The sequence below is a fragment of the Halopseudomonas xinjiangensis genome (assembly GCF_900104945.1).
Taxonomy (GTDB): Bacteria; Pseudomonadota; Gammaproteobacteria; order Pseudomonadales; family Pseudomonadaceae; genus Halopseudomonas; species Halopseudomonas xinjiangensis.
Map to the genome: position 1 here is coordinate 2,323,862 of NZ_LT629736.1, position 15,755 is coordinate 2,339,616.

Annotated in this window: 13 protein-coding genes; all 13 read right to left on the bottom strand. The window is 61.0% G+C overall.

Annotation, left to right across the window (positions count from 1 at the left end; translation table 11 throughout):
- Positions 1–85: 85 nt before the first annotated feature.
- The gene (ispD, locus tag BLT85_RS10720) at positions 86–781 is read right to left on the bottom strand and encodes a 2-C-methyl-D-erythritol 4-phosphate cytidylyltransferase (RefSeq protein ID WP_093394410.1); all 696 of its coding nucleotides are present in this window, start codon (positions 779–781) and stop codon (positions 86–88) included.
- Positions 778–1,050, bottom strand: a complete 273-nt coding sequence (gene ftsB, locus BLT85_RS10725) for a cell division protein FtsB (protein ID WP_407920146.1) — start codon at positions 1,048–1,050, stop codon at positions 778–780. The genes ispD and ftsB overlap by 4 nt, the downstream gene beginning before the upstream one ends.
- 128 nt (positions 1,051–1,178) lie before the next feature.
- Positions 1,179–2,468: a phosphopyruvate hydratase gene (gene eno / locus BLT85_RS10730; protein ID WP_093394415.1), complete on the bottom strand. Its 1,290-nt coding sequence runs from the start codon at positions 2,466–2,468 to the stop codon at positions 1,179–1,181.
- 57 nt (positions 2,469–2,525) lie between these two features.
- Positions 2,526–3,371, bottom strand: coding sequence for a 3-deoxy-8-phosphooctulonate synthase (gene kdsA / locus BLT85_RS10735; protein ID WP_093394418.1), 846 nt, complete (start codon positions 3,369–3,371; stop codon positions 2,526–2,528).
- Between the two features lie 9 nt (positions 3,372–3,380).
- The gene (locus BLT85_RS10740; RefSeq protein ID WP_093394421.1) at positions 3,381–5,012 is read right to left on the bottom strand and encodes a CTP synthase; all 1,632 of its coding nucleotides are present in this window, start codon (positions 5,010–5,012) and stop codon (positions 3,381–3,383) included.
- 137 nt (positions 5,013–5,149) lie between these two features.
- Positions 5,150–6,472: a tRNA lysidine(34) synthetase TilS gene (gene tilS, locus BLT85_RS10745; RefSeq protein ID WP_093394424.1), complete on the bottom strand. Its 1,323-nt coding sequence runs from the start codon at positions 6,470–6,472 to the stop codon at positions 5,150–5,152.
- Positions 6,473–6,474: 2 nt separating this feature from the next.
- Positions 6,475–7,431, bottom strand: a complete 957-nt coding sequence (accA, locus tag BLT85_RS10750; protein WP_093394426.1) for an acetyl-CoA carboxylase carboxyl transferase subunit alpha — start codon at positions 7,429–7,431, stop codon at positions 6,475–6,477.
- Between the two features lie 107 nt (positions 7,432–7,538).
- A complete protein-coding gene (dnaE, locus tag BLT85_RS10755; RefSeq protein WP_093394429.1) occupies positions 7,539–11,063 on the bottom strand; it encodes a DNA polymerase III subunit alpha in 3,525 nt (1,174 codons plus the stop codon).
- A gap of 541 nt (positions 11,064–11,604) precedes the next feature.
- Entirely contained in the window at positions 11,605–12,246 is a 642-nt protein-coding gene (rnhB, locus tag BLT85_RS10760; protein WP_407920175.1) for a ribonuclease HII, read from the bottom strand.
- 11 nt (positions 12,247–12,257) lie between these two features.
- Positions 12,258–13,439 carry a lipid-A-disaccharide synthase gene (lpxB, locus tag BLT85_RS10765; RefSeq protein ID WP_093394435.1) on the bottom strand — a complete coding sequence of 394 codons (1,182 nt, stop codon included), beginning with the start codon at positions 13,437–13,439 and terminating at the stop codon, positions 12,258–12,260.
- Between the two features lie 3 nt (positions 13,440–13,442).
- The gene (gene lpxA, locus BLT85_RS10770; protein ID WP_093394437.1) at positions 13,443–14,219 is read right to left on the bottom strand and encodes an acyl-ACP--UDP-N-acetylglucosamine O-acyltransferase; all 777 of its coding nucleotides are present in this window, start codon (positions 14,217–14,219) and stop codon (positions 13,443–13,445) included.
- Positions 14,216–14,653 (bottom strand): 3-hydroxyacyl-ACP dehydratase FabZ, encoded by a 438-nt coding sequence (fabZ, locus tag BLT85_RS10775; protein WP_093394440.1) that lies wholly within the window; start codon positions 14,651–14,653, stop codon positions 14,216–14,218. Before fabZ ends, lpxA begins: the two co-directional genes overlap by 4 nt.
- A gap of 42 nt (positions 14,654–14,695) precedes the next feature.
- Complete coding sequence (gene lpxD, locus BLT85_RS10780) at positions 14,696–15,754, bottom strand: UDP-3-O-(3-hydroxymyristoyl)glucosamine N-acyltransferase (RefSeq protein WP_093394444.1); 1,059 nt, start codon at positions 15,752–15,754, stop codon at positions 14,696–14,698.
- Between the last annotated feature and the right edge of the window lies 1 nt (position 15,755).

A 15,755-nucleotide genomic window follows, 5' to 3' on the forward strand; every position in this document is an offset into this window, starting at 1 on the left:
TGGATGCGACCCGGCGATTTCGAAGGCCGTTCCTGCCAAGCGACCAATGGGAGCAAGGAGCTGAAGCCGAAGAAGCAGTTGTGGATTAACCCCGAAGACCGGTCAGCCAATCAAGGTCTTCCGGGCGGGTGACCTTGATGTTGTCGGCCCGCCCCTCGATCAGCCGAGGCGCATGACCGGCCCACTCCATCGCCGAGGCTTCATCGGTCACCGGAATACCCGCCGCCAGTGCGCCGCCAAGCGCTTCGCGCAACATGCCGAGTCGAAACATCTGCGGCGTGTAGGCTTGCCAGTACAGGCTGCGATCAGGGGTAGCGACTACCCGGCCATCCGGACCGACCTGCTTGAGGGTGTCACGCACCGGCACTGCCAACAGGCCGCCGACCGGATCGTCTGCCAACGACTCCAGTAGTCGGGCCAGATCCGAGTGTGCAAGGTTGGGCCGCGCTGCGTCATGCACAAGCACCCAGTCGCCGTCAGCCGCACCGAGCGCAACAAGCCGCTTGATCCCGGCGAGTACCGAGTTGGCACGCTCAGCGCCGCCCGCTGCGAGATTAACGCGATCATCGGCCGCACAGGCTAGTGTCGGCCAGTATCCATCGGCCGCCGACAGGCTGACGACCAGACCGCGCAGCCCAGGGTGATCGAGAAAACAATCGAGGGTATGTTCGATGAGAGTGCGGTCACCCAGGCGGAGATACTGCTTGGGACGGTCCGCTTGCATCCGCGCGCCGACGCCAGCCGCGGGAATCACCACCCAGAATGAGGGCGAGGCAGTCATTCGTTGCTGAGCTGAAACAGGGTTTCGCCTTCCCGCACCATGCCGAGCTCGTGACGGGCACGTTCTTCGATGGTCTCCAGGCCCTGCTTGAGTTCGAGGACTTCCGCAGTGAGCACCCGGTTACGTTCGAGCAACTGTTCGTTTTCCTGTTGCTGTTGAGCAATCTGCTGTTTGAGCTGGGCGACATGGGCGAAGCTACCCTCCCCCACCCAAAGGCGGTATTGCAGGCCAGCCAGCAAAACCAGGGCGGCAATCCAAAGCCATTTCACAACGTCCAGCCTCCCAGCGGGCAGCGATTCGGTGAGCAGATACTAATCGGCAAGCCAGCCAATTGCCATGTTCCAACGCAAAGCGCGCCGACAGGCGGCGCGCTTTGTTGATCCGGCCTGAGTAGTGCTTAGCCGCGGAACTCGGCACGGCCCTTGTAGGGGGCCTGACCGTCCAGCTGCTCTTCGATGCGCAGCAGCTGGTTGTACTTGGAAACCCGATCGGAGCGGCACAGCGATCCGGTCTTGATCTGACCGGCGGCAGTACCGACGGCCAGATCGGCGATGGTGCTGTCTTCGGTTTCACCGGAGCGGTGCGAGATCACTGCCGTGTAGCCAGCCTTCTTGGCCATCTGGATGGCTTCGAGCGTCTCGGTCAGCGAGCCGATCTGATTGAACTTGATCAGGATCGAATTACCGATGCTCTTGTCGATGCCTTCCTTGAGGATCTTGGTGTTGGTGACGAACAGATCGTCACCAACCAGCTGGACCTTCTCACCAATCTTGTCGGTCAGGACTTTCCAGCCGTCCCAGTCGGATTCATCCATGCCGTCTTCGATGGAGATGATCGGGTAGCGCTGGGTCAGGCCAGCCAGGTAATCCGCAAACCCGGCAGCATCGAACACCTGGCCTTCGCCGGCGAGGTCGTACTTGCCATCCTTGTAGAACTCGCTGGATGCGCAGTCCAGGGCCAGCGTGACGTCGTCGCCCAGCTTGTAGCCGGCGTTGGCCACGGCTTCAGCGATGGCGCCCAGAGCATCTTCATTGGAAGACAGGTTCGGCGCGAAGCCGCCCTCGTCGCCCACCGAGGTGCTCAGACCACGTGCCTTGAGCACAGCCTTGAGGTGATGAAAGATTTCCGCGCCCATGCGCAGCGCATCGGCAAAGTTCTTGGCGCCAACCGGCTGAACCATGAACTCCTGGATGTCGACGTTATTGTCGGCGTGCTCGCCGCCGTTGATGATGTTCATCATCGGTACCGGCATGCTGTATTGGCCGGGTGTGCCATTCAGATCGGCAATGTGCGCGTACAGGGGGACGCCCTTGAACTGGGCGGCAGCCTTGGCCGCAGCCAGGGAGACCGCGAGGATCGCATTGGCGCCCAGCTTGGCCTTGTTCTCGGTACCGTCCAGGTCGATCATGGCCCGGTCCAGAGCAACCTGATCGGTCGCGTCCTTGCCCAACAGCAGTTCGCGGATCGGACCGTTGATGTTGGCCACGGCATTGAGCACGCCCTTGCCCATATAACGGCTCTTGTCGCCGTCTCGCAGCTCCAGCGCTTCGCGCGAGCCGGTCGAGGCGCCGGACGGGGCGCAGGCGCTACCAACGATGTTGCCATCCAGAATCACATCCGCTTCGACAGTCGGATTGCCGCGCGAATCGAGGACTTCACGTCCCTTGATGTCGATGATCTTTGCCATGATTGTGCTATCTCCTTATGAATCGTCCGAAAGTAGATCAGGTTCGACGCGACAAGTTCACGCGGTCTCGAGCGTCGGGAATCCCTTGACCAGATCATCCAGCTGCTTGAGCTGTGAAAGGAACGGTTCGAGCTTGTCCAGCCGCAGCGCACAGGGGCCATCGCACTTGGCGTTGTCCGGATCGGGGTGCGCTTCCAGGAACAGACCAGCCAGGCCCTGGCTCATTCCGGCCTTGGCCAGATCGGTCACCTGGGCGCGGCGGCCGCCCGCCGAATCACTGCGTCCACCGGGCATCTGCAAGGCATGGGTCACGTCGAAGAACACCGGATAACCCGTCTGCTTCATGATGCCGAAGCCAAGCATATCGACTACCAGGTTGTTGTAACCGAAGCTCGAGCCACGCTCGCACAGAATCAGCCGATCGTTGCCGGCTTCCTGGCACTTGGTAAGGATGTGCTGCATTTCCTGCGGAGCGAGAAACTGCGCTTTCTTGATATTGATCGCCGCGCCGGTTTTCGCCATGGCCACGACCAGGTCGGTCTGGCGCGACAGGAAAGCCGGCAGCTGGATGATGTCGCAGACTTCGGCCACCGGTGCGGCTTGATACGGCTCGTGAACGTCGGTGATCACCGGCACCCTGAAGGTCTGCTTGATCTCTTCGAAGATCCGCAGCCCCGCTTCCATCCCCGGACCGCGGAACGAATTGATCGAGGAACGATTGGCCTTGTCGAAGCTGGCCTTGAACACGTAGGGGATGCCCAGCTTGCTCGTGACCTCGACGTAGGCCTCGCATATCTGCATGGCCAGGTCGCGGCTTTCGAGTACGTTCATCCCACCGAACAGCACGAACGGCTTGTCGTTGGCGATCTGGATGTCGCCAACGGTGATGGTTTTCTGCGTCATCGCTTGTCCTCAGGCCTTGGCGGCACGCTGGGCAATGGCGGCATTGACGAAGCCGCTGAACAACGGATGCCCATAGCGCGGCGTGGAAGTGAATTCCGGGTGGAACTGGCAGGCGACGAACCAGGGGTGGTCACCCACTTCGACCATCTCCACCAGCGCACCGTCGACCGAACGACCGGTAATCTTCAAGCCACCCGCTTCGAGATCGGGCAACAGGTTATTGTTGACCTCGTAACGGTGGCGATGGCGCTCGACAATGACGTCCTGGCCGTAGCATTCGTGCGCGCGCGAACCAGGAGTCAGTGCACATTCCTGCGCACCCAGGCGCATGGTACCGCCCAGGTCGGAATCCTCGGAGCGTTGCTCCATCTGACCGGAAGCGGTCTGCCACTCGGTGATCAGACCAACCACCGGGTGGGTACTGGTCTTGTCGAATTCGGTGGAGTTGGCGTCCTGCCAGCCGAGCACGTCACGGGCATATTCGATGACCGCCACCTGCATGCCCAGACAGATGCCCAGGTAGGGAATCTTGTTTTCACGGGCGTAACGCACCGTAGCGATCTTGCCTTCAACACCGCGCAGACCGAAGCCACCCGGAACCAGAATCGCGTCGACGCCTTCCAGCAGCTCCAGACCTTTCTGTTCGATATCTTCGGAATCGATGTAGCGTACGTTGACCTTGGTCCGGCTCTGGATGCCCGCATGGCTCAAAGCCTCGATCAGCGACTTGTAGGCTTCGAGCAGCTCCATGTATTTGCCGACCATGGCGATGGTGACTTCCTTCTCAGGGTACAGCTTGGCATCAACCACGCGGTCCCATTCGGAAAGATCGGCCTGCGAGCATTCCAGACCGAAACGCTCGACCACGAAGTCATCCAGACCCTGCGCATGCAGGACCGAGGGGATACGGTAGATGGTGTCGACATCTTCCAGGCCGATGACCGCGCGCTCTTCGACGTTGGTAAACAGAGCGATCTTGCGGCGCGAAGACAGGTCGATCGGATGATCGGAGCGGCAGATCAGCACGTCAGGCTGCAGACCGATGGAGCGCAGCTCCTTGACCGAATGCTGGGTCGGCTTGGTCTTGGTCTCGCCAGCAGTAGCGATGTACGGCACCAGAGTCAGGTGCATGAGCATGGCGCGACGTGCGCCGACCTCCACTCGCAGCTGGCGGATCGCCTCGAGGAATGGCTGGGACTCGATGTCGCCTACCGTACCGCCGATTTCCACCAGCGCAACGTCGGCATCACCGGCACCCTTGATGATGCGGCTCTTGATCTCGTCGGTGATGTGCGGGATGACCTGAATGGTCGCGCCGAGGTAATCGCCACGACGCTCCTTGCGCAACACATGCTCGTATACACGACCGGCAGTGAAGTTGTTGGCGCGGCTCATGGTCGCCTTGACGAAACGCTCGTAATGACCAAGATCGAGGTCGGTTTCGGCGCCATCGTGGGTGACAAAGACCTCACCATGCTGGAAGGGGCTCATGGTGCCCGGATCGACGTTGATGTACGGATCCAGCTTGAGCATGGTGACTTTCAGGCCACGCGCTTCAAGGATCGCTGCCAGCGATGCGGAGGCGATACCCTTGCCCAATGAAGATACAACACCACCCGTGACGAAGATGTAGCGCGTCATAAAAACCCGTAGATTGACTGTTAGGCGACCGCCGGCCGCAGAGGAATCGAAGGGAGACCAAAGTCTCGTCAAGATGGGAAGCCAGAATACCAGAGGACCCTGGTTTGCTCAATCGCAATGGCCGGCCGAAACAGGCGCTACTGCGCGGCTTGCGGCTCCCATCGTACGTGCCAACCGGTCTCGCCCGGTCCGACGCAGCCAAGCTCGGCCTGCCAGCGCCCGCCGACCGAAACCAGGCGGCCATCGCAGTATAGCAACGGCACCCGCTCCCGCAGCCAGGCGGGGATTGCCGCATCCTGCAGCAGATGCTTGAGGCTCTGGCTGGGCCTGCCAGCAGGTTTTATCGTTTCTCCACCCTGGCGATAGCGAATGTCCCACTGGCCGTCGCCGCTCAGGCCACCTGGGCCAGGCTCGAAACAAAGCCTGCCATTGCCAGGCAGATCGATCTGTTTCGCTGGCTCGATTCGCTGAGCCTGAGGGATCGGCAGGTGCTGCGGCAGCAGCCACAGACAGCCGGACGCACGGATCAGACGATAACCATCGAGCGTGATGGCCGGCTGGCTGTCAGGCCGCGCAGCGAGCTGATCAATCAGTTCACGAAGCTGGCGCTGATCGGGCATCCGACAGCCGAGCCGATGCAGCCAGAAACGCAGCAGGTTCGCCTGACGCGCCCTGCTCAGGCCAAGCAGTGGCTCGACCATCAGAGCCGGCCAACAGTGAAGCCATGGATCCTTTGGGGACGGTACGACTCGCTTCCAATCTTCTTCGGCGCGCTCATCGAGCAGTTCCAGCGACTCGCCAACATGTTCGGCAAGTCGAAGCAAGCTTCCCTCGGCCATGGGCCAGGCCTGCCGGACCCGCGGAAGAATGTCATGCCGCAATGCCGTGCGCGCGAAACGCGGGTCGCTGTTGGCCGGATCTTCTATCCAGCTCAAACCCTGCTGTTGCGCCCAGCTCTGCAGTTGGGCTCGCGGCCAGTCCAGCAGCGGGCGAAACATAGTGGCCGACCCCAGAGAACGGCGCTGTGGCATGCCCGCCAGACCACGCAAACCCGTCCCCCGAAGCAAACGAAACAGGACCGTCTCGATCTGGTCATCTCGATGGTGCGCCAGCAGTAGTACCTCGCCAGGCTCGAGTGCCGCTTCAAAGGCGTCATATCGTGCGTTACGTGCGGCGTTCTCGACACTGGCACCGGGAGCGACCGTCACCTGTATCACCTGCAGCGGCACACCTGCGCGACGGCACGCGTCTGCGCACTGTGCAGCCCAGCGATCGGCATCGGCGTGCAATCCGTGATGAACATGAACGGCGGAGATGGGCGGCAACTCGGACGAGCCGCGTAACAGCGAAAGTGCATGAAGAAGGGCCATGGAATCCAGGCCCCCGGACAACCCCAGCCGCCAGGCCGGGGCATCCATGCAGGGCGCCAGCCTGTCGAGCAGCGCCTGCGGGTGGAACATGATTACTTGATACCGAAGGCCATCAGCCGCTCGTAGCGGGAATCAAGCAGCGAGTCGGCATCGTGCTCGTCGAGCGAAGTCAACTGCTCCAGAAGCTGGGTCTTGATTCGTGCGGCGGTTTCCTTGGGGTCACGGTGCGCGCCGCCCAACGGCTCGTTGATGAGTTTGTCGACCAAACCCAGCTCCTTCAACCGTCCAGCAGTGATACCCATGGCCTCGGCAGCGTCGGCGGCCTTCTCTGATTTTTTCCAGAGAATCGACGCGCAGCCCTCGGGAGAGATCACCGAGTACGTCGAATATTGCAGCATCATCAGCCGGTCGCAGACCCCGATCGCCAACGCACCACCGGAGCCGCCTTCGCCGATGACGGTAGCGATGATCGGCGTCTTCAGGCGCGACATGATCTGCAGGTTCCAGGCGATCGCCTCGCTCTGCCCACGCTCTTCCGCGTCGATACCGGGGTATGCACCGGGCGTGTCGATGAAGGTAATGATCGGCATCTGGAAGCGTTCGGCCAGCTGCATCAGCCGGCAGGCCTTGCGGTAGCCCTCGGGCTTGGGCATGCCGAAGTTACGGCGTACCTTGTCTTTGACGTCACGCCCTTTCTGGTGGCCGATGATCATGACCGGACGGCCATCGAGCCGGGCCATGCCGCCGACGATCGCGGCGTCGTCGGCAAAGTGACGATCGCCGTGCATTTCTTCGAAATCGGTGAAGATGTGCCGGATATAATCCAGCGTATAGGGACGCTGCGGATGCCGCGCCATTTGCGCGACCTGCCAGCTCGACAGGTTGGAGAAGATGCTTTCGGTGAGGGAACGGCTCTTGTCTTCCAGTCGGGTGATTTCATCGCCAATGTTCAGCGAGTTGTCGGTACCGACCAGGCGCAGCTCTTCGATCTTTGCCTGCAGGTCTGCAATAGGCTGTTCGAACTCCAAATACTTCTGACTCTTGCTCATAAGCGTCCATCATCCGCGGGGCGCCCGCCGGGGGCATCCGATTTTTTGTTGATTACCTTACGGGATTGAGCAGCCTGCGTCGAGCAAGCGGTCCCCGGGGGTAGCAGTCATCTGTAGTGCAAGGAGACGCTGTCTTTGCCGAGCTGGTCACGCAGACTCTGGACCAGCTCATCAGCAGGCTCCACCCGCCACTCCTCGCCCAGGCGCAGCAAAGCTGTGGCGTCCGGACGGGTCACGTCGATCGTCACGGCGCAGCCGCCACGATGCTTGCGCAGCAGGTTGGCGATCTGAGCCAGGCAGTCTGGCCCATGACGAACCGTATCCATACTGATTCGCACACTGTCGAGCAGACTGGTACGGGCATCCTCGAGGCTCATCACGCGCTTGGCACGCATGCGCAGGCCGCCGGAGAAATCATCCTGCGCGACCTCACCTTCGACCACCAGCAATGCGTCTTTCTGGAGCAGACTCTGCGCGGCCTGGAAAGCGTCGGCAAACAGTGAGACCTCGATCCGCGCGGAACGATCATCGAGGGTGACGAAACCCACCTTGTCGCCGCGTTTGCTCTTCATGACACGCATGTCGAAGACCAGGCCGGCAATGGTCTGGGCTTCTCGGGATGGTTTCAGGTCGATGATGCGCTGCCTGGCGAAGCGACGGACTTCCTTCTCATATTCATCGATAGGATGCCCGGTGAGATACAGACCCAGCGTTTCCTTTTCGCCCCGCAGTCGCTCCTTGAACGACCACTCCCTCACGCGACGATAACTCTCGAACACGTCCCGGTCGGTCGACGGTCCCAAGAGGTCGCCAAACAGGTCTTCATGCCCGCTGTCCGCGCTGCGTGCGGTCTGCTCTGCCGAGGCCATGGCCTCTTCCATCGCTGCCGCCAGAGCGGCGCGGTTACGATCAACCTGCTTGAGGTAGGCCTGCTGTTCTTCGTCGAAGAACGGGCCCAGGCGATCCAGCGCGCCGCTGCGGATCAGCGCTTCCATCACCCGCTTGTTGATGCGTTTGAGGTCGACCCGCGCGCAGAAATCGAACAGATCGTTGAACGGTCCACCTGCCTGGCGGGTCTCGACAATGGTTTCCACCGGACCTTCGCCGACACCCTTGATTGCGCCGAGGCCATAGACGACGTCACCTGCGTCGTCCACGGTGAACTTGAATTCCGAGACATTCACATCCGGCGCCTTGATGCGCAACTTCATGCTGCGACACTCTTCGATGAGCGTCACCACCTTGTCGGTGTTGTGCATATCCGCAGACAGCACGGCCGCCATGAACGGCGCAGGATGATGCGCCTTGAGCCAGGCGGTCTGATACGAGACCAGCCCGTAAGCTGCCGAGTGCGACTTGTTGAAGCCGTAGCCGGCGAATTTTTCCACCAGATCGAAGATATTGCCCGCGAGGTCGGCATCGATATTGTTGTTCTGGCAACCTTCGAGAAAGATCGCGCGCTGCTTGGCCATCTCCTCGGGCTTCTTCTTGCCCATTGCCCGACGCAGCATGTCCGCTCCGCCCAGCGTATATCCAGCCATCACCTGAGCGATCTGCATCACCTGTTCCTGATACAGGATGATGCCGTAGGTTGGCTTGAGTACCGGCTCGAGCCCTGGATACTGATAATTCGGGTGTGGGTAGGAGACGATCTCGCGTCCGTGTTTGCGGTTGATGAAATCGTCGACCATGCCTGACTGCAGCGGGCCGGGACGGAACAGTGCCACCAGGGCGATGAGATCTTCCAGACAGTCCGGCTTGAGCTTCTTGATCAGCTCCTTCATGCCGCGCGATTCGAGCTGGAAGACCGCAGTAGTCTCCGCCTTTTGCAGCATGTGGTAGGTAGGCGCGTCATCGAGCGGGATGAAATCGATGTTCAGCGGATCCAGGCCCTTCTTGGCCTGCTCGCGGTTGATCGTCTCCATCGCCCAATCGATGATGGTCAGCGTGCGCAGGCCGAGGAAGTCGAACTTCACCAGACCCGCGGCTTCGACGTCATCCTTGTCGAACTGGGTCACCAGGCCCGCACCGGCCTCGTCACAATACAGCGGCGCGAAATCCGTCAGCTTGGTCGGCGCGATGACCACGCCACCGGCGTGCTTGCCGACGTTACGGGTGATACCTTCGAGCTTGAGCGCCATGTCCCAGATTTCCTGGGCTTCCTCGTCGGCCGCAAGGAACTCGCGCAGCAGTTCTTCCTGCTCGTGAGCCTTGGCCAGGGTCATGCCGACTTCGAAGGGAATCATTTTCGACAGCTTGTCGGCCAGGCCATAGGACTTGCCCTGCACCCGAGCCACGTCGCGCACCACAGCCTTGGCCGCCATGGTGCCGAAGGTGATGATCTGCGATACCGCGTTGCGACCGTAGGCTTCGGCCACGTACTCGATTACCCGGTCGCGACCTTCCATGCAGAAGTCGATGTCGAAGTCGGGCATGGATACCCGTTCCGGGTTGAGGAAGCGTTCGAACAGCAGGTCATAGGCCAGCGGATCGAGATCGGTAATCAACAAGGAGTACGCCACGAGCGAACCGGCTCCGGAGCCCCGGCCAGGACCTACCGGTACGCCGTTGCCTTTGGCCCATTTGATGAAGTCCATCACGATCAGGAAGTAACCGGGAAAGCCCATCTGATTGATGATGTCGAGCTCGAAGTTCAGACGGTCGACATATACCTGACGGCGTGTTTCGTAATCCGGCGTGTCCTTCGGCAGGATGATCTTCAGTCGCTCTTCGAGACCTTCGAAGGAAACCTGCTTGAAGTACTCTTCGATGGTCAGGCCTTCCGGAATCGGAAACTCCGGCAGGAAGTAGGTACCAAGCTGCACCTCAATGCTGCAACGCCGGGCAATCTCGACCGAGTTTTCCAAGGCCTCGGGGATATCCGCGAACAGCTCGGCCATTTCCTCGGAGGTCTTGAGGTACTGCTCTTCGCTGTACTGGCGGACGCGCCGCGGATCGTCGAGCGCGCGGCCTTCGCCGATACATACACGGGTTTCGTGCGCCTCGAAGTCCCCGCGCTTGAGAAACCGAACGTCGTTGGTGGCGACAACGGGGCAATCGAAGCGCTCTGCAAGCGCTACCGCCGAATGCAAATATTCCTCGTCGTGAGGTCGACTGGTGCGTTGCAGCTCAAGATAGAACCGGTTCGGGAACACACCCATCCAGTATTCGATGAGAGCGTCCGCTTCATACGGGCTGTTCGACAGGAGCGATTGTCCGATCTCGCCTTCCTTCGCCCCTGAGAGCGCAATTACACCTTCACTGGCCTCGGCAATCCACTCGCGGCGAATCGTCACCAGGCCGTTGCGCTGGCCCTCGGTGTAACCTCGGGAGACCAGCTCAGTCAGATTGCGGTAGCCCTTCTTGTTCATCGACAGGAGGGTCATGCGGGTGAGCTGGCTATCATCGTCGTGACCGACAACCCATATATCTACACCTGAGATTGGCTTGATGCCGGCACCCATGGCCGCCTTGTAGAACTTGACCAGACTGCACATGTTGTTCTGATCGGTCACCGCAACGGCAGGCATGCCGGCTTCAGCGGTCGCCTTGATCAGCGGCTTGATCTTGACCAGGCCATCGACCAGGGAATACTCACTGTGAACGCGCAGGTGGACGAAGGAGACGGTCATAAAATTCCTGTAGGTGGAGCGGACTGCAAGAGAGCGATTGTAGCGACCGAGGGATGGCGGGACCAGTCGAAACAAGAGTTAACGACCGACGACCGGCGCGGAGAGAATCGGTGTGTATTTTACCGGAGAGTTTGTCGCTGCGAGTACATGCATTCCGCAGCCCCTCCCCCGGCAGGGTTGCGCAAGACGCCGCAACCGCCATGTATGGCGGAAGTGCCGAAAATGCAGGAGCATTTTCCGGCGATCCCTGGAGGCTTCACCAAAACATCCATGTTTTGGAGACTTGCTCCCCCTGCCGGGGGACGATCCGCTCGTTCAGACACCAGTGTGGCTGAAAGACGTGTAGTTGAGAATCATGCTCTACCGCGGAACAAGCGGCACGGTCGAGGCGGCGGGGCTAAGCCGACCGTCGATCGCATGGGTGCGATCGACGAGCTCAGGACGTACTTGCCGGGTATCGGCGTGCTCTGTCGCCTCGACCGTGCCTGGCACAGACTCAGCCGACGCCAAAGGAACCCAACAAGAGTCATACGCCAGCCAATCAGACCAGCAAAGACGCCGTCTCCAACTGCTCTTCGTCCTGCTCCGACAGCACTTCCAATCCGAGAGCCTGCCGCACGGGCGCGAAAGAGCGACGGTGGATGACGGTGGCCCCGAGTTCGGCCAGCGCCTGCAGATGGAAGGGTGTCGCGTAGCCCTTGTGGCTGGACAATCCATAGCCAGGGTACACCAGATCGAGCTCGCACATCTCCCGGTCGCGGGCGACCTTGGCGAGAATGGAGGCAGCTGCGATGGCCGGCACGCGGGCATCACCCTTGATCACTGGCTCGCTGGGCATCGGCAATACCGGACAGCGGTTGCCGTCTACCAATACCCGGTCGGGCTGGACCGACAAGCCAAGCACGGCCCGCTGCATCGCCAGCATGGTGGCGTGGAGAATATTGAGCTGGTCGATCTCCTCGACTTCGGCCCGGGCGATGCACCAGGCAATCGCCCTCTCCTGAATGATCGGAAAAAGCTCCTCGCGACGGGCCTCGGTGAGCTTTTTCGAATCGTTCAAGCCTTCGATCGGACGTAGCGGATCCAGGATCACAGCCGCAGTCACCACAGCGCCGCACAGCGGACCACGGCCCACTTCATCGACGCCCGCGACCAGCTGGCCTTCGGGCAATACCCATTCCATGATGACTTGGTTCATGCCAGACGACCCTTCTCTCTCATCAGTTCTATCACTGCGTCGGCCGCAGCGCGGTCCGCGTCACGACGCAACAGATGGTGCAGTTCAGCGAAGGTAGCTTGCGCCTGCTCCCGCTCCGGGGAGGGATCCAGGCGCGTCAACAAGGCTTGGCCCATCGCTTGCGGCGTGGCGGCGTCCTGCAGAAACTCCGGAACTACTTCGCGTCGAGCCAGCAGATTGGGCAACGATACATGCCCCACCTTGACCAGCCGCTTGAGTATACGGAAGGTCAGACCAGCCATGCGGTACGCCACGACCATTGGGCGCTTGAACAGCATGGCTTCCAGCGTCGCGGTACCCGAGGCAATCAGGACAGCGTCGCAGGCCGCGAGCGCCTCGTGCGACTTCCCATCCAGCAGCTGCAGCCATATATCGACGTTACTCTCGGCGACGATCGCCTGCATCTGAGCCATTCGATCGGCGTTGGCGCACGGCATGATGAAGCGCAACTCTGGTCGACGCTCGGCGCACCAGGCGGCAGTTTGCAGAAACAAGCCGCCAAGCTTGCGTAGCTCGCCGTTGCGACTGCCCGGCATCAATGCGATCACACGCGCGTCAGCAGGCAGCCCGAGAGTGGCGCGAGCCGCGTTGCGATCCGGCGCTAACGGAATCTGGTCCGCCAGGGTATGACCCACGCAGCGCACCGGCACACCATGCCGCTGGTACACGTCTTCCTCGAAGGGAAACAGCGTTAGCATCAGATCGGTAGATTGGCGGATGCCCAACACACGCTTCTCGCGCCATGCCCACACCGAGGGACTAACGTAGTGCACGGTGGGAACGCCTTCAGTCCGTAGCTTTTTCTCGATGTTCAGAACGAAATCCGGCGCGTCGATGCCGATGAACACATCCGGATTCTGCGCTTTGAAGAATTCGATCAGGTCCTTGCGGATTGCCAATAGCTCACGCAGCCGGCCGAGCACTTCAACCAGCCCCATGACCGAAAGCCTATCCATAGGCACCTGGCTGACGAGTCCCTCAGCGATCATGCGCGGCCCGCCTATTCCGATGAACCGCGCGTCAGGGTAATCGCGCTTGAGCGCGCGCATCAGGCCCGCCCCCAGCGTATCGCCGGATGCTTCACCGGCTACCAGAGCGATACACAGGGGGGAACGAACGGATGCGCTGGGGCCAGCCATGGGTTAGCGGGTGATGCCGCGAGTTGATGCCAGAATGGAGTCGCGGTAGAGCGCTATTTCAGCAAATTGCGAAGCACTGTCTTCCAGCGCAGCCAACGCTTCCTGCAACGTCAGCCCCTGACGATACACGGTCTTGTAGGCACGGCGCAGCAAAGCGACCAGCTCAGGGCTATAGCCGCGACGACGCATGCCTTCGAAATTCATACCGTGGGCGCTGGCGGGATTTCCGCCGACCATGACGAATGCGGGGATGTCCTTGAACACGGCGCTGTTGGCCGCGCTCATCGACCAGGCGCCAAGCCGGCAGAACTGGTGCACCGTGGTGTAGCCGCCAAGGATGGCACCGTCACCGACATGTACGTGTCCGGCGATGGTGGCGTTGTTCGCCATGATGATGTTGTCACCGACGACGCAGTCGTGAGCCACGTGAACGTATGCCATGAGCAAGTTGTTACTTCCGATGGAAGTAATGCCCTGGTCCTGCACCGTACCGCGATGAAGGGTGCAACCTTCGCGGATGATATTGTTATCGCCGATCACCAGCCGGGTCGGCTCGCCGCGGTACTTCTTGTCCTGGCAGTCTTCGCCGACCGAGGCGAACTGGAAGATCCGGTTGCCCTGTCCGATCGTGGTAGGCCCCTTGATCACGACATGCGGACCAATGACCGTCCCAGCAGCGATTTCCACGTCCGGGCCTATCAGAGTCCAGGGCCCGACCTCGACATCATCAGCCAGCCGAGCGGCCGGATCGACGATTGCCTGAGGATGAATCCGACTCATATCTTGCGTTCCGCGCAGATGATTTCAGCAGCGCAGACTTCATGCGCGCCAACGATCGCGCGGCAGGAAAACCGCCAGATGCCGCGCTTGTTGCTGAGATGCTGGGCCTCGAGCTGCAACTGGTCACCCGGCACGACAGGCTGGCGAAAGCGCAGCTTGTCCGAGCCGACGAAGTAGTACAGCGTTCCATCCGAGGGCTTCACATTCATCATCTTGAAGCCGAGCAGACCAGCGGCCTGAGCCATTGCTTCAATGATCAGCACGCCAGGCATGATGGGATGTTGCGGGAAGTGTCCGTTGAAGAAAGGCTCGTTAACCGATACGTTCTTGTAGGCCCGAATGCGGCGATTCTCGAGATCCAGCTCCACCACCCGATCCACCAGCAGGAACGGGTACCGGTGGGGCAGGTATTCTTTGATTTCGTTGATGTCCATGTAGGCAAGCCTTGCAGTGAAATTGGTGCGCCGCAGCGCCGGTCAGGACTCTGAAGAATCCTGCGCAGCTGGAGTCACTGCCGCCAGCTGCTTCTCCATTTGCTGCACCCGCTTGGCCAGCGAATCCAGCTGCCGAATCCGCGCAGCGCTCTTCCTCCATTCAGCCGCAGGCTGCATGGCCGTCCCGGAGGAGTAAGCGCCTGGTTCTGTGATCGAGCGGGTGACCATGGTCATGCCGCTGACGAAAACATTGTCGCAGACCTCGATGTGGCCGACCATGCCAACGCCCCCGGCGATCATGCAGTGGCTGCCGATTCTGGTACTGCCCGAAATCCCCACACAGGCCGCCATGGCGGTGTGGTCACCGATCTGCACGTTGTGCGCGATCTGGATCTGATTGTCGAGTTTGACGCCGTTGCCGATGACGGTATCGGCGAGAGCGCCGCGATCGATGGCGGTATTCGCACCGATCTCCACGTCGTCGCCAATGGTGACACCACCGATCTGCGCAATTTTTTCCCATCGACCGCCGCTATTGGCGAAGCCGAAACCTTCCGAACCGATGACCGCGCCGGACTGAATCACTACCCCAGCGCCGATCCGTACATCGTGATACAGCGTGACCCTCGGCGCGAGCCAGCCGCCCTGGCCGATCCGGGAGCGCGCGCCGACGTGACAGTGCGCACCGAGCGTGACGCCCGCGCCCACTTCAGCCTGGGCCTCGATCACCACAAAGGGACCCACTGACGCCTCGGGATGCACCGTTGCGTCGTCAGCGACTACCGCGGTCGGATGAATGCCTGCAGCAGGACGCGGCTTGGGATCGAATCTATGGGACAGCCGGGCATAGGCAAGATACGGATCGCTGACGATCAGGGCGTTGCCGCCAAAACCTTCAGCGTCGGCCTCGCGCAAAAGCACCGCCGCCGCGCGAGTCGTAGCGAGAAGCTTGCGGTACTGTGCATTCGCCAGGAAGCTCAGCTGGTCAGGGCCTGCGTCAGCCAGCGTAGAGAGTCCGGTAATCGGCAGGGAGCCGTCACCAACCAGCCGGGCGTCAAGCACTTCGGCCAGTTGCGACAGGGAAAGGCGAGTGTCAGCCATG

Bases quoted from the DNA above. Each gene is read 5' to 3' on its own strand.
- rnhB (WP_407920175.1), bottom strand. From the start codon at position 12,246: ATGGAATGGGTATTGCCCGAAGGCCAGCTGGTCGCGGGCGTCGATGAA.
- lpxD (WP_093394444.1), bottom strand. From the start codon at position 15,754: ATGGCTGACACTCGCCTTTCCCTGTCGCAACTGGCCGAAGTGCTTGAC.
- kdsA (WP_093394418.1), bottom strand. From the start codon at position 3,371: ATGACGCAGAAAACCATCACCGTTGGCGACATCCAGATCGCCAACGAC.
- dnaE (WP_093394429.1), bottom strand. From the start codon at position 11,063: ATGACCGTCTCCTTCGTCCACCTGCGCGTTCACAGTGAGTATTCCCTG.
- lpxB (WP_093394435.1), bottom strand. From the start codon at position 13,439: ATGGCTGGCCCCAGCGCATCCGTTCGTTCCCCCCTGTGTATCGCTCTG.
- tilS (WP_093394424.1), bottom strand. From the start codon at position 6,472: ATGTTCCACCCGCAGGCGCTGCTCGACAGGCTGGCGCCCTGCATGGAT.
- eno (WP_093394415.1), bottom strand. From the start codon at position 2,468: ATGGCAAAGATCATCGACATCAAGGGACGTGAAGTCCTCGATTCGCGC.
- ispD (WP_093394410.1), bottom strand. From the start codon at position 781: ATGACTGCCTCGCCCTCATTCTGGGTGGTGATTCCCGCGGCTGGCGTC.
- lpxA (WP_093394437.1), bottom strand. From the start codon at position 14,219: ATGAGTCGGATTCATCCTCAGGCAATCGTCGATCCGGCCGCTCGGCTG.
- accA (WP_093394426.1), bottom strand. From the start codon at position 7,431: ATGAGCAAGAGTCAGAAGTATTTGGAGTTCGAACAGCCTATTGCAGAC.
- BLT85_RS10740 (WP_093394421.1), bottom strand. From the start codon at position 5,012: ATGACGCGCTACATCTTCGTCACGGGTGGTGTTGTATCTTCATTGGGC.
- fabZ (WP_093394440.1), bottom strand. From the start codon at position 14,653: ATGGACATCAACGAAATCAAAGAATACCTGCCCCACCGGTACCCGTTC.